Raw genomic sequence first — 12,562 nt, forward strand, 5'->3', positions numbered from 1 at the left:
CTGGTCCTCCTGTTGGTCATGCTGGGGAGATTGCCGCTCACGTTCCTTGCGCAACCACCGATCCAACAGGCTGCGATTGATTCCCAGAGACCGGGCAGCTTCGGCCACCCCATACCCCTGGCGCTCAACCAACGCCACTGCCTCAGCCTTGAATTCCGCCGTGTATCGACGTCGTGCCTTCTTGCTCATGAACACCTCCAATGCATAGCCTACGAGGGCTTAACGGGGTGTCCGCTACAATTGGACCACTTCATTTTTCTCTGATTCAAGACAGGGCGTTTTTGATTTACAGGATTATCTGAGCAAACACTCAGGCAGCCTGCTCAAGCCACTGCATGATCCTGGATTTGCAGAAAAAGCCTTCATCGATGCGGGAGCCCTGTGCTGGCCTCATGGCCTTGAGCTGTCACCTGCACGTCTTTATGAACTTGCAGCCATGCAAGACGCGGCCTGATCCCTCCCGGCAGACATCAGATGCCCAGATACGCCGCCTTGACCTTGTCGTCCTCCAGCAGGTCGCGGCCGGCGCCTTCCAGCACCACCCTGCCCGCTTCCAGGACATAGGCCCGGTCGGAGATGGCCAGGGCCTGGGAGGCATTCTGCTCCACCAGGAATACGGTGATCCCTTCGCCGTTGAGCTCGCGGATGATGTCGAAGATCTCTTCCACGATCAGGGGCGCCAGCCCCATGCTGGGCTCGTCCAGCAGCAGCAGCCGGGGCCGGGCCATCAGGGCCCGCCCCATGGCCAGCATCTGCTGCTGCCCGCCGGAGAGCATCCCCGCCAGCTGATGGCGTTTCTGCCGCAGGATGGGGAAGCGGTTGTAGATCCGCTCCAGATCCTCGTTCACCTCCGCCCCGCCCTTGCGGGTGAAAGCCCCCAGGCGCAGGTTGTCGTGCACGCTCAGATCCCGGAACACCTGCCGCCCCTCGGGCACCTGCACGATGCCCATGGCCACCCGCCGATGGGCCGGCAGGCGGGTCAGGTCCGCCCCGGCGTAGGTCAGTCCGCCCCGGTCCACCGGCTGCAGACCGGACAGGGTCATGAGCAGGGTGCTCTTGCCCGCGCCGTTGGCCCCCACCAGGGAGACGATCTCGCCCCGGCAAATGGTCAGGTCCACTTCATGCAGCACCTCGATGCGACCATAGGAGGTGACCAGGCCCCGCACCTCCAGCAGGGCCTCCCGGGCCGGTGCCGGGTCCAGACGCCGGGGGTGATCAATGCCCAGCCCGCCCACGTGCTCGGGGGCCATGTTGATGATGCGGTGGCGCAGCTCCTTGAACTCCTCCCGCACCCGCTCGCCAAACAGCGGATCGTCGTACTGATCCTTGGCCTGGGCGATCCGCTCCCAGTCCGACTCGTCCAGCAGTGCCCGGGCCTGGGGGATGAGCACCCGTTCCTCCTGCAGAACGTGGCGACGCAGTGTCTGGGTGAACCGGAACATGGCCTGGATGAAGGGCTCCCTGCCCCGCGGCCAATCGTCCAGGCTCTCGTGCAACAGGGTGCGCAGCCGCTGCAGGGCGTCATGGGCGGTGAGGTAGTCCTGTTCCAGCTCGTCCAGCGCGGGAATGCCCTCGGGGGCCCGTGCCCGCAGGCACTGGAACAGCAGGATCTCATTGGGGCGACTCTGCACCCGTTCGGAGAAGTGCTCGAAATAGTCCAGAATGGCGTTGATCAGGACCTCGTCCGGGGCCTGGGCCTCATCATCGATATCCTTTTGCAGACGCTCCAGCAACAGGATGATGCGCCACAGGTTCAGATGTTCCCGGGTGATGATGTGGACGGCCTGTTCGCGGGGATCGTGGCGATGCTCGGTCATGGGATTCCGGCTGGCAATGAAGAGTACGTGGTCGGGACTAGCCGCCCAGGTAGGCGGCGATCACGTCCGGGTTGTCGCGGATTTCCCGGGGCGTGCCCTCGGCCAGCTTGCGGCCGTAGTCCAGCACCAGCACCCGGTCGGAAATCGACATCACCAGTTTCATGTCGTGCTCCACCAGGACCACGGTGATGCCGCCGGCCGCCACCTTGCGGATAAGTTGCTCCAGGGCGGCGGTCTCGGTGGAGTTCAGCCCCGCCGCCGGTTCGTCCAGCAGCAGGATGGAGGGCTGGGTGGCCAGGGCGCGGGCGATCTCCAGGCGCTTGAGGGCACCGTAGGGCATGGCGGCGGCATCGGCATCCACATAGTCGCCGCAGCCGACGAACCGGATCAGCTCCTCCGCCTGCGCCCGGCAGGTCCGCTCACTGGCCCGCAGACTGGGCCAACGCAGCAGGGCCGCCAGGAAATTGCGCTTGAGATGCAGATGCCGGCCCAGCATGACGTTTTCCAGGGCGGTCATGTTCATGCAAATCTGCAGGTTCTGGAAGGTCCGGGACATGCCCAGCCGCGCCAGGCGCTCCGGCGGCAGTCCCTGCACCGCTTCACCTTTAAGGGAAATTTCCCCCTGATCAGGCTGGTACAGGCCGGTGATGAGATTGAACAGGGTGGTCTTGCCGGCCCCGTTGGGTCCGATCACCGCATAGACTTCTCCTGGCAGGATCCGGAAGCTCAGGTCATCCACCGCATGGACGCCGCCAAAGGCCTTGCCAAGGCCCCGGACTTCCAGCAGAGGGGTCAGCCGGGCGGTGTCGTCACGGGACGTTTCGGTCTGTTGCACGTTCTGATTCATGCCCCTACTCCTGCCCGGACGCCGGGGTGGTGGCCGGCCGCGGTCGCAGACGCCTGACGGCCTCGCTCAGGGTGGGCAACAGCCCCTTGGGCATGAAGATCATGGTCAGCATCAGGATCAGGCCGAACATCATCATCTCGTAGTCCTGGAAATCCGTCAGCAACTGGGGCAGCAGCATCAGCAGCACTGCGCCCAGGATGACGCCGTAGGTGGAGGCCATGCCCCCCAACACCACCATGGTGATAAGTTCAATGGAGTGCTCGAAGGACGCCACCTGGGGGGTGATGAAACCGGTGTAATGGGCGTAGAAACTGCCCATGACACTGGCATAGACCGCGGAGATCACGAAAATCAGCAGCTTGTAATGGGAAGTATCCACCCCCACCACCCGGGCCGCCACCTCGGAACCGTGCACTGCCCGCAGGGCCCGCCCGATGGGTGAATCCACCAGGTTCTGGGCGATCCAGACCGCCAGCAGCAGCAACAGGGCCGCCAGACCGTACCAGAGCATCGCCCCGGAGACTTCCAGACCCAGCAGGGAGTAATGATCGAAAATGCTCAGTTCGGCACCCAGCACCGTGAGAGGCTCCACCGCCAGGCCGTCGGGTCCGCCGGTGAGCCAGCCCTCGTTGTTGATGACGATGGCGATGATGATGCCCATGCCCAGGGTGGCCATGGACAGATAGTGTCCCTTGAGCCTCAGGATGGGACGTCCCAGGGTCCAGGCCAGGACCGCCACCAGCAGTGCGCCGCAAAGCAGCGCCGGGATCGAAGTCCAGCCATAGGTACCAGTGAGGATGGCACTGGCATAGGCCCCCATGCCGAAGAAGGCCGCATGACCCAGGCTCACCTGGCCGCCGTAGCCCACCAGCAGGTTCAGGCCCACCACGGTGGCAGCGATCAGGGCGATCTGGGTGGCGATGTCCAGGTGAAACTCGTTACCCAAAAACAGGGGCAACAGCAACAGCACCAGGGCCAGCACCGGCAGGCCCGGCACGCGTTCAGGCAATCGCAACGCCATCAGACACGCTCCGCCACACGAGCACCGAACAGACCGCGGGGCATGAAGAACAGGATCACCAGGATCAGCAGGAAGGCCACCGCATCCTTGTAGTCGGAAGAGATGTAGCCCGCTGTCATGGCCTCGGCGATGCCCAGCAGCAAGCCGCCCACCACGGCCCCCACCCCGCTGCCCATGCCGCCGATGGCCGCGGCCACGAAACCCTTGAGACCCAGCATGATGCCGATGTCATAGGCGGTCAGGGTGACGGGAGCCACCATGATCCCGGCCATGGCCCCTAGGACCGCCGCCAGCATGAAGGCCAGCATGAGCACGAACTGGGTGCGGATCCCCATCAGGCGGGCCGCCCCGGGGTTCATGGAGGTGGCCAGGATGGCCTTGCCCATCAGGGTACGGGTAAAGAACAGGGCCAGCAGCAGGACCAGGACACCGGCCACCGCCAGCACCCACAGGCTCTGGGTGTACATGACGGCGCCCAGCACGTTCACCGACTCCGTGGCGCTGAAGCTGGGCATGGCATGGAACTCCTTGCCCCAGATGATCTGCGCCAGCCCGCGCAGGAAGATGGAAGCCCCGATGGTGATGATGATCAGGGTGATCACGTCCGCCTTGCGGGCGGGGGCGATGGCCAGTTTGTGCAGCGCCACCCCCAGCACGGCCGCCAGGGCCACGGCCATGGCGATGGCCAGCGGCAGGGGTACCCCCATGGCCAGCAGCGAGACCGTGGACATGCCGCCGATCATGAGGAACTCACCCTGGGCGAAATTGATCACGTGGCTGGCGTTGTAGACCAGGGTGAACCCCAGGGCCACCAGGGCATAGGTGGCGCCGATGGTGACGCCCGAAAAGAGGTACTGGAGAAACTCGGCAAACATGAATGAACCAGAGTGGATGTTGTATCGGGAAAGTGAGTCACGGGGAGGGACGGCACGCGTCCGCCCCTCCCTGGATGATCAGTCAACCAGTACCCACTGTCCGTCACGGACTTCCAGCAGGCGGAAGGACTCGGGCGCCAGGCCGTTGTGGTCATCCGGTGACATGTTGAATATGCCGGTGACCCCCACATGGCCCTGGATCTGCTCCAGGGCGGAACGGACTGCCTCGGGCTCGGTGGAACCGGCGGCCTCGATGGCGGCCACCGCCAGCATCAGGGCGTCGTAGGCATAGCCGCCGAAAGTGGAAACCGACACGTTCCATCGGGCCTCGTAGGCGGCCTTGTAATCCTGCACCACCTGCTTTTGCGGATCATCATCGGGCAGGGCGTCAGGGACCAGCAGGGCGGAGGCCGGTAGGCGCACCCCTTCGGCGGCGGAACCGGCCAGATCCAGGAAGCGGTCGGAGGCAACGCCGTGGGACTGATAGAAGGGCAACTCGATCCCCAGATGGGCATAGTTGCGGGTGACGATGGCGGGCCCCTGACCGAAACCGAAGTTGAATACGGCCTGCACACCCGGGGTGTTACGGATCCGGGTCAGCTGGGCGGTCATGTCCGTATCCTGGGGACCGTAGGTCTGATCCGCCAACACCTGGATGCCGAAATCGGCGGCCACCGCCAGGGTCTGCTCCCGGCCGGAACGACCGAAACCGTCGGTGCCCGAAATGAGGCCGATACCGGTGATGCCGCGGGACTGCATATCGGCCAGTACCCGTTCTGCGGCCATGCGGTCGGACTGCGGGGTCTTGAAGACCCAGGGACGGACCGGATCGGTGATCACCAGGGCACCGGCCATGGAAATCATGGGACGGCCGGCCCGTTCCACCAAGGGCACGGCGGCCATGGTGGTGCCGGTGGTACTGCCGCCGATGACCAGGTCCACCCGGTCGGAACGCAACAGGCGATTGGCGAAGTTACGGGCCTCGTTGGCATTGCCACCATCATCATAGTGAAACAGACGCAGGGGCCTGCCGATCACGCCGCCCGACGCGTTGATGCGCTCCACATACATTTCCAGGGTCTTGAGCTCGGGGTCCCCCAGAAAGGAGGCCGGCCCGGTGGCGGACACCAGGGCGCCGATCCGGATCGGTTCGGCGGCCATCGCGGGGGCCACCATTCCGCAGATCAGCAGGAGGATCAGCAGTACGGCGCGGTACGGAGAACGGTTCTTGGTCACCATGATTCCGGACACCCTTGTGGTTGCGAGGGGAAAAACCCGCCTATAAAACCACAATAGCGCCGGGGGCGCTACCGACGACCAGTGCTCAGGGGCAGCAGATCACCCTGCGGGCTGCTCCAGGTTCGCCATCAGCCGGCTGATGGCCCGGTCAAACACCGGCACATCTTCGATGACGCGGACACGTCCGGCCCGAAATTCCGCTGCCAGAACCTCTACCGTCATTTCCCGAACCTTGAGTCCCTGCTGATTGACGAAGAAATACTTGCCGGTGATCAGGCTCTTCCAGGAAAGCTTCATGCGCCTTACCTTGTTCAACTCTTCGTCATCCACTTCCAGCCAGGTGCCCTCCCTGAGTTCCCTGGCCGCAAGCAGGTGCAGGTCTTCCAAATGGGCATCCGGCACCCCATCGGGCGAGGACTCCGGAGGGAGTACCTGGAAGCGTCCCTCGGCGATGAGTTGATTGATCTCCGCCACCTTGCGAGCCATGAAACCGCGACCGTCCTTGGGAGTGGAAGCATCAGGCATCGGAGGATTCTCACCGGCAACAGGGACGGACGTGCTGACAGTGGAATCAGCCGTGGTGGTCACCTCATCCCCCAGGATGGGCTTGTCAGCCACTGTTGGAGACTCCACGGCAACAGGCGCCTTGACCATGCGGGCATGCTCAGCCGCCAGCGATTGCAACACCTCCCGTTGCTCCGCCTGGGGCATGGACATCCTGTTCATACCCTCCTGCAGTGATTTGAGCAGGGATGGCAGGAGACTGGTCAACTGGTCCCGTTCTTCCTGCCCCTGCTTGGGGATGAGGCTCCAGACCAGCAGAGAGGCCACATTCAATGCCTTCTGCCATAGCGGGCCATGCTCACCATGCTTGAGATAGATCAGTACCAGCAGTTCTTTCCAGGTACCTTCCAGCAATCGGCGGACAGGTACGGGCAGCGACTTCTGATCAGCCACCACATGGTCAATCGCCTCAGCGGCCACGGCCTTGGCCACCAGAAGCTGCTCACGCCCCTGAACAACCTGGGCAACCTCCTCCTCCCTTTGCCGGGCACGCACCGCCAGCGCCTCACAAAATGACTGGAAATCCGCCAGAACCTCGTCGAATAATCCCACGTCATCATCGAAATCATCCAGCAGGCGCTCCACCAGTGATTCGATCTTGGCGCGCAGGCCGTCTTCCTCGTCACTGGACTCAGACCATCCCAGGCCAGCCCGGGACAATTCGCTCAGCAGACGTCGGGCAGGATGCCGTTTCCGACTGAAAAAGGTCTTGTCGAGGATCGCAACCTTCAGAAGGGGAATCTGAAGGCGCCCGATCAATTCCTTGATGGGCGCCGGCAGAGCAGGGTCATCGAAAATGAATTCGAAGAGCATTGAAACGACATCAATGGCTGACTCATCCGCGCCATTGATAACCATCGCCTGACTCCCGCCAGGGTTGAGGGCGGCCATCATCGCTCCCTTGAGATCGTCGCCTGAAATGCTGTTTCCAGTGGGCGCAAGCTGACTCAAGGAAATGGAAGACAAGGCGGAAAGCAGACTGCCCGCATCTGCGGTTCTGTTAAACGCGCCCGACGTCCCTGAGCTTCTGCCCTGAAACGCACCACCGGCCTCCCCCGGGGGATTGAACCGGCCCCGGGCAAGCGCCTCCAGAATATGCTGGAGATCGCCATCCTCCATATGCTCCGGGGCATTACCACCGGAATGATCCTGGTCCTGCACCGACTCACCCTGCCCCGCAGCGCTCCTCACACCGCGCCCATCCTTGCGTAAACCGGGGACATCATGGCGATGTTCAGGTTGCAAGTCCGGCAATACCCGCATTTCCTGCAGATAGCGGTTCACGTCCTGATAAAGGGAGGCCAGTTGACTCACCACATACTGATCAAACAGCTTGTAGATGATCAGCCGAATCCTGATATCCACATCAAGGACTTGCATGGCATCGCGAAAGGCTTTGCAGAAAGCCCTGGGATCAAGGGGATTGTCATCCTCCATGAGGTTGGGGCGATCCATGACCGAACCCAGACGCCGGCGTAACGCATAGAGATCGGATTCAACAAGACGGCGCGACTTGGCCACCATGCCATCGATGGCCAGATCCTCCTCCAGGTCATCCGAAGCCACCAGGGACAGTTCATCCGCGGGAACCACATCCAGCTTTCGCCCCCCCGGAACAGGGCGCATGCAGGCCTCAAACACGCGGGCGATCTGTGTGACATACTCGCTTTCCATGGTTGAACGCTGCCGACGCAGCGCTCTCATGGCATCGAAAAACGCGGTCTGGGATCGGTTGTCCTCTGCCTTTTCGGCCAACCGGAACAAGGCGTCATCGGCGTTATCCAGCATTTCCTTCAGCAAGGGATCCACATGACGCGAGGCCAGATTGCGGCAGTGCCCAAGAATCTGGAACGGCGAGGGCTGCAGACCAGCCCTGCGTTCAGCGGGATTGAAGGCAATCACATTCTCTTGGGCTTTTTCATTCATGGCGAACACCTGGGCGGGCGGTTCGTGCCGGCCGGGCGGGGCCGATTAGCAACTGTTGACATGCAAGCCTTATAGTCCATATTAGGACTTTAAGACCAGTACACACTTCAAAAATTCACCGGGTGATCAGCAACATGGATAATCTTTCCGACGGGCGGTGCAACCTGGATGACGTGCTGAAGGACGTTTCCGGGCTGGCATCCCCTCCCGAGATCATCATTCGCCTGCGATTCGCCCTTGACACACCGGGCAGCTCCGCCAACTCGCTGGCAACCATCGTATCGCAGGATCCGAACCTGAGCGCCCAGATCCTGCGCCTGGCGAATTCCGCCCTGTACGGCCTGCCCCATCGAGTGGATACCGTCAGCCGCGCCATCTCCATCATCGGCACTCGCGCGCTATACAACCTGGCGCTGGCGATCACGGCCACGCATTCTTTCTCCCGTCTTCCCTGTGAACTTGTGAACATGGCCGTATTCTGGCGGCATAGCGTATTCACCGCGCTCATTGCCCAGGATCTGGCCCAGCGCTGCAACGTGTTGCACCCCGAACGCCTGTTCGTCGCAGGATTGCTCCACGATGTCGGCAGCCTGATCCTGTACCACCGCTATCCCGATCAACTCAGGGACGCATTGCTTGCCACCCGAGGTCAGGAACCGCTTCTGGCAAGCCTTGAGCGTGAGATACTCGGTTTTGACCACGCCGATGCGGGAGGAGAACTATTGGGCAGATGGGGCCTGCCACCATCATTGCAGACCGCCATCAGGCTACACCATCGCCCCGAAATGGCATTACAGGCCGGGCTGGAAGCCACGCTGGTCTATCTGGCAGATTCGCTGAGCAACCGGACCGATCAAGGCTGCTTCAGTGAATTCGGCCCGAGGGAATCAACGATTCCCTCAGAGGTATGGGACCGGCTTGGACTGAGCAGCCAAGGCGCGGAGAGTTGCTGCGACAGCGCGAACCGGAGATTCACTGAAACACTCAGCGTGCTGATCCCCCAGGCCAGGCAGTAGTAATATTCCCGCTCAGCGGACGGCAAAGCCTTCCTCGACCTCTCCGACGAAGTCTTCGCAAAGAACCTGCTCGACACTGGCCTTGGGTGGCCCCTCATGAAGCCAGGCAACGAGACGAGCCACCTGATCTTCAGGACCGGCAATCACCACCTCCACACGGCCGTCGGGCAGATTCAGGGCATATCCTCGCAACCCCATCGATAGCGCCTGATGCTGCGTGGACACCCGAAAATAGACACCCTGCACCTTGCCGGACACCCAGCAACGGCAGGCCACTTCATCATCCTGGTTGGCTGACAAGCAAGTAACCCCTCTGATTTTATTGAGCCCTTAAAGCGAGAAAGGGCCCGCGCAAGCGGGCCCTTTCAATACTAGCAGTACATCAGCGCAACATGATCAGCGCTTGGGGGCGAGACCGTACTGATCAAGATAACGCAGATCGGAGCGTTCAACGGGACCAACCGCCCAAGCACCGCGGGTGCGGGCATGATGCACGGCAGCATCCACGTCGGCACTGGAGGGACGGAGTTCAATCTTGAGGCGCTGTCCGGGGAAGATCAGGTCCGCATCACGGATCTGGTCCACATTGGCCCGGTAGATCAGCGGCCACTGATAGGGATTGCCGTAGACGGAACTGCGACCGGAGATCTTCCAGAGGCTGTCGCCACGGACCACTTCATACGTCATGTAGGCAGGTTCCGCTGCTGGCGCGGGTGCCGGAGCGGGTGCCGGAGCGGGCGCGGGCGCCGGAGCCGGCTCAGGGGCGCGGGCGAACAGGTCGGGATCGCAGATTTCATTGGCAGTCTCTCGACTCCAGTATCCGGTGCGAACGCATTCTCCGGATGCGGCGCTACGTGCGTAGGCCCCACTGCCGTCAACCACATAGGCAGTTCCGACGGGAACCTCCGATACGTTGGCGCAGCCCGCCATAAGAGCCGCCGAGGCAAGGCCGGCCAGAAAGATCATTTTCTTTTTTGTATTCACGGCTAGAGCTCCATTTGAGACCTGTGCGGGAGGTGGGCCCATTCAGGGCCTTTATGCTGATTTTATACGATCAATGGAGACATGGCGAATGGGGAACATGAAAACACGCCATGCCCACGCCACGAACATCATTCAGCGGACTGAATACGCGCCTCGATGGCCAACTCCCTGGCCTCTTTGGCCTTGCGGCGGGCCGTATGGAATTCACCGGCGGAAAGACTGCTCTCGGCCTGCTCCAGCAACTGACGGGAACGTTCGTAGATTTCGGGCATCCGCTCGGGAGCACCCACCTCCTCGGCCGCGCGCAGGGCTTGCCGGGCATCACTCATTTCCTGCACCGGCGCCATGGTGGCACATCCCGCAAACAGGATCGTCACGTATACTGCCATGAGCAGGCGCCGTAACAAGGGGCGATGGCGGGGTCTGTTGGACACGACGCTGGTACATACTCGCGTGGGCATGTGATTGACACTAACACCCCCCCTAAAAAACGTCAAGACAACAACTACCTACACCCTAAACCTGTTGTAATTTCATTAAAATTAACCCGCCCCGCCAACCAGGAGATATCACCCATGAGTCAGACGTCCGACATCGAGATCCTGGTGTTGTATTACAGCCGATCCGGCGCCACCGCCCGGATGGCGCGCCACGTGGCCAGGGGGATCGAGGAAGTGAAGCACTGCAGCGCCCGCGTGCGTACCGTACCACCCGTATCCGCCACCTGCGAAGCCGTGGCCGCGGACATCCCCGCCGATGGCCCCCCCTACGCCACTCTGGAGGACTTGAGGGAGTGCCAGGGCCTGGCGCTGGGCTCCCCCACCCGCTTCGGCAACATGGCCGCCCCCCTGAAGTACTTTCTGGACCAGAGCAGCGGCCTGTGGCTCGCGGGCGCACTGGCGGGCAAGCCCGCGGGCGTGTTCACCTCCACCGGCACCCAGCACGGCGGGCAGGAGACCACACTGCTCAGTATGATCATCCCGCTGCTCCATCACGGCATGCTGATCACCGGCATCCCTTACACGGAACCGGCCCTCAGCGAAACCACCTCGGGCGGCACCCCCTATGGCGCCAGCCATGTGGCCGGTACCCAGGGCAACAACCCGCTGACGGACCATGAGCGGACCCTTTGCCACGCCCTGGGTCGGCGCCTGGCGCGAACAGCCCTGGCTCTCGTGCGGGGGATCAAGGAATGAAGGGAAAAGGGTATAACCGACTATCCCTGGCCGGTCTTCTGGGGCTGTTCGGCCTGATCTTCGTCTGGACGCTCTGGATCGCTCCGCCGGAACAATTCCCCCGGGCGATCCTTCTGGCGCTGCTGCTGGGACCGCTGCTGCTGCCCCTGCGGGGGCTGCTCCACGCCCGTCCTCGGACCCACATATGGACGAGCCTGCTGAGTCTGCCCTATGTTCTGATCGGCTGCTCACTGGCAGCCGCCGGCGAGCAGCGGCTGTACGGAGTCCTCATGGTCCTGCTAAGTCTGGCCCTGTTCACCGGATGCGTCGGGTTTGCGCAAGCGACCAAACAACGCTGATGGCTCCGCTCAGAGTTCGTCAAGAAATTGCTTGACAAACCGCACCGTCACCCGACGCCGGGTGGCAAGGGACTCCCTGTCCAGCTGATCCAGCAACGCAATCAGGGAAGGCAGGTCCCGGCGATAATGGCGAAGAAGATAATCACAGACCTCCGGAGTCAACTCGAAACCCCGCCTCAAGGCCCGCGCCATCAATGCCTCGCATTTGTGCGCGTCCGCCAGTACACGCAGCTGGAAGACCGGTCCCCACAACAGGCGTGAACGCAGATCCGGCAACACCACGGGCAAGAATTGAGGCGCGGTGCGTGATGCCATCAGCAAACGCCCACCCGAATCACGCACGCTGTTGATCAGGTTGAAAAGTGCCTGCTCCAGGTCAGGCTCCCATGGCATCCGGTCCAGGTCATCCAGCGCCACCAAATCCACCGCCTGCCAGCCTTCAAGCAGATCACACCCGGCCCTTGCGGTGATGGCCATGGGCAGGTAGGCCACGCGACCACCCCATTCCGCCACATCATGACACGCCGCGTGCAGCAGGTGGGTCTTGCCCGCGCCGGATTCACCGAAAAGATACAGCTGACGTTCTCCCGTACCACGGGCCAACCCCCTCACCGCCTCGGGCACCAGGGCCTCTCTCCCTGGGTGAAAGGCTTCGAAATCCGTGCCGTCACGGAGGGTGACATCCAGAGTCAACTGACGTGCCATGTACCCCTCGGTGCCACTTCGGGAGGGTAAAACC

General features: G+C 62.4%; 14 protein-coding genes and 1 pseudogene. 4 read left to right on the forward strand and 11 right to left on the reverse strand.

Features of this window, described 5'->3' with window-relative positions; all coding sequences use genetic code 11:
* Positions 1–189, reverse strand: a 189-nt coding sequence (locus tag CKO35_RS13825; protein ID WP_200173378.1) for a transposase, incomplete at its 3' end; no start/stop codon positions are given.
* 79 nt (positions 190–268) lie between these two features.
* On the opposite strand from CKO35_RS13825, the pseudogene CKO35_RS18485 reads away from it, so the two are divergent.
* Positions 269–454: pseudogene (locus tag CKO35_RS18485) on the forward strand (hypothetical protein); the annotation flags it as partial.
* A 16-nt stretch (positions 455–470) separates the two neighbouring features.
* Here CKO35_RS18485 and CKO35_RS18675 read toward each other — a convergent pair.
* The 6 genes from CKO35_RS18675 to CKO35_RS13860 all read right to left on the reverse strand — a co-directional run bounded on the left by CKO35_RS18675 (position 471) and on the right by CKO35_RS13860 (position 8,289).
* Positions 471–1,817: an ATP-binding cassette domain-containing protein gene (locus CKO35_RS18675; protein ID WP_008931171.1), complete on the reverse strand. Its 1,347-nt coding sequence runs from the start codon at positions 1,815–1,817 to the stop codon at positions 471–473.
* Between the two features lie 37 nt (positions 1,818–1,854).
* Complete coding sequence (locus CKO35_RS13840) at positions 1,855–2,664, reverse strand: ABC transporter ATP-binding protein (protein ID WP_200176725.1); 810 nt, start codon at positions 2,662–2,664, stop codon at positions 1,855–1,857.
* A gap of 4 nt (positions 2,665–2,668) precedes the next feature.
* A complete protein-coding gene (locus tag CKO35_RS13845) occupies positions 2,669–3,685 on the reverse strand; it encodes a branched-chain amino acid ABC transporter permease (RefSeq protein WP_200176726.1) in 1,017 nt (338 codons plus the stop codon).
* On the reverse strand, positions 3,685–4,560 hold the full coding sequence (locus CKO35_RS13850) for a branched-chain amino acid ABC transporter permease (RefSeq protein ID WP_200176727.1): 876 nt from the start codon (positions 4,558–4,560) through the stop codon (positions 3,685–3,687). Before CKO35_RS13850 ends, CKO35_RS13845 begins: the two co-directional genes overlap by 1 nt.
* A gap of 78 nt (positions 4,561–4,638) precedes the next feature.
* Positions 4,639–5,799: an ABC transporter substrate-binding protein gene (locus CKO35_RS13855; RefSeq protein ID WP_200176728.1), complete on the reverse strand. Its 1,161-nt coding sequence runs from the start codon at positions 5,797–5,799 to the stop codon at positions 4,639–4,641.
* Positions 5,800–5,898: 99 nt separating this feature from the next.
* The gene (locus CKO35_RS13860) at positions 5,899–8,289 is read right to left on the reverse strand and encodes a DUF1631 domain-containing protein (RefSeq protein WP_200176729.1); all 2,391 of its coding nucleotides are present in this window, start codon (positions 8,287–8,289) and stop codon (positions 5,899–5,901) included.
* Between the two features lie 134 nt (positions 8,290–8,423).
* On the opposite strand from CKO35_RS13860, the gene CKO35_RS13865 reads away from it, so the two are divergent.
* A complete protein-coding gene (locus CKO35_RS13865) occupies positions 8,424–9,305 on the forward strand; it encodes an HDOD domain-containing protein (RefSeq protein WP_200176730.1) in 882 nt (293 codons plus the stop codon).
* Positions 9,306–9,317: 12 nt separating this feature from the next.
* On the opposite strand, the gene CKO35_RS13870 is transcribed toward CKO35_RS13865, so the two are convergent.
* The 3 genes from CKO35_RS13870 to CKO35_RS13880 all read right to left on the reverse strand — a co-directional run bounded on the left by CKO35_RS13870 (position 9,318) and on the right by CKO35_RS13880 (position 10,723).
* A complete protein-coding gene (locus CKO35_RS13870) occupies positions 9,318–9,605 on the reverse strand; it encodes an acylphosphatase (RefSeq protein WP_200176731.1) in 288 nt (95 codons plus the stop codon).
* A 96-nt stretch (positions 9,606–9,701) separates the two neighbouring features.
* Positions 9,702–10,289, reverse strand: a complete 588-nt coding sequence (locus CKO35_RS18050) for a LysM peptidoglycan-binding domain-containing protein (RefSeq protein WP_338031805.1) — start codon at positions 10,287–10,289, stop codon at positions 9,702–9,704.
* Between the two features lie 128 nt (positions 10,290–10,417).
* The gene (locus tag CKO35_RS13880; protein ID WP_338031806.1) at positions 10,418–10,723 is read right to left on the reverse strand and encodes a DUF4398 domain-containing protein; all 306 of its coding nucleotides are present in this window, start codon (positions 10,721–10,723) and stop codon (positions 10,418–10,420) included.
* Between the two features lie 141 nt (positions 10,724–10,864).
* Between CKO35_RS13880 and wrbA the strand changes: the two genes are divergently transcribed.
* Positions 10,865–11,485, forward strand: a complete 621-nt coding sequence (gene wrbA / locus CKO35_RS13885) for an NAD(P)H:quinone oxidoreductase (protein ID WP_200176732.1) — start codon at positions 10,865–10,867, stop codon at positions 11,483–11,485.
* Entirely contained in the window at positions 11,482–11,823 is a 342-nt protein-coding gene (locus CKO35_RS13890; protein WP_200176733.1) for a DUF2069 domain-containing protein, read from the forward strand. The genes wrbA and CKO35_RS13890 overlap by 4 nt, the downstream gene beginning before the upstream one ends.
* 9 nt (positions 11,824–11,832) lie before the next feature.
* Here CKO35_RS13890 and hda read toward each other — a convergent pair whose 3' ends face one another.
* Positions 11,833–12,528 carry a DnaA regulatory inactivator Hda gene (hda, locus tag CKO35_RS13895; RefSeq protein WP_200176734.1) on the reverse strand — a complete coding sequence of 232 codons (696 nt, stop codon included), beginning with the start codon at positions 12,526–12,528 and terminating at the stop codon, positions 11,833–11,835.
* Positions 12,529–12,562 lie beyond the last annotated feature (34 nt).

This window comes from Ectothiorhodospira shaposhnikovii (assembly GCF_016584105.1).
GTDB classification, from domain to species: domain Bacteria; phylum Pseudomonadota; class Gammaproteobacteria; order Ectothiorhodospirales; family Ectothiorhodospiraceae; genus Ectothiorhodospira; species Ectothiorhodospira shaposhnikovii.

What these genes read in the sequence shown, in the direction of transcription:
- CKO35_RS18675 (WP_008931171.1), bottom strand. Translation starts at nt 1,817, where the DNA reads ATGACCGAGCATCGCCACGATCCCCGCGAACAGGCCGTCCACATCATC.
- CKO35_RS13840 (WP_200176725.1), bottom strand. Translation starts at nt 2,664, where the DNA reads ATGAATCAGAACGTGCAACAGACCGAAACGTCCCGTGACGACACCGCC.
- CKO35_RS13845 (WP_200176726.1), bottom strand. Translation starts at nt 3,685, where the DNA reads ATGGCGTTGCGATTGCCTGAACGCGTGCCGGGCCTGCCGGTGCTGGCC.
- CKO35_RS13850 (WP_200176727.1), bottom strand. Translation starts at nt 4,560, where the DNA reads ATGTTTGCCGAGTTTCTCCAGTACCTCTTTTCGGGCGTCACCATCGGC.
- CKO35_RS13855 (WP_200176728.1), bottom strand. Translation starts at nt 5,799, where the DNA reads ATGGTGACCAAGAACCGTTCTCCGTACCGCGCCGTACTGCTGATCCTC.
- CKO35_RS13860 (WP_200176729.1), bottom strand. Translation starts at nt 8,289, where the DNA reads ATGAATGAAAAAGCCCAAGAGAATGTGATTGCCTTCAATCCCGCTGAA.
- CKO35_RS13865 (WP_200176730.1), top strand. Translation starts at nt 8,424, where the DNA reads ATGGATAATCTTTCCGACGGGCGGTGCAACCTGGATGACGTGCTGAAG.
- wrbA (WP_200176732.1), top strand. Translation starts at nt 10,865, where the DNA reads ATGAGTCAGACGTCCGACATCGAGATCCTGGTGTTGTATTACAGCCGA.
- CKO35_RS13890 (WP_200176733.1), top strand. Translation starts at nt 11,482, where the DNA reads ATGAAGGGAAAAGGGTATAACCGACTATCCCTGGCCGGTCTTCTGGGG.
- hda (WP_200176734.1), bottom strand. Translation starts at nt 12,528, where the DNA reads ATGGCACGTCAGTTGACTCTGGATGTCACCCTCCGTGACGGCACGGAT.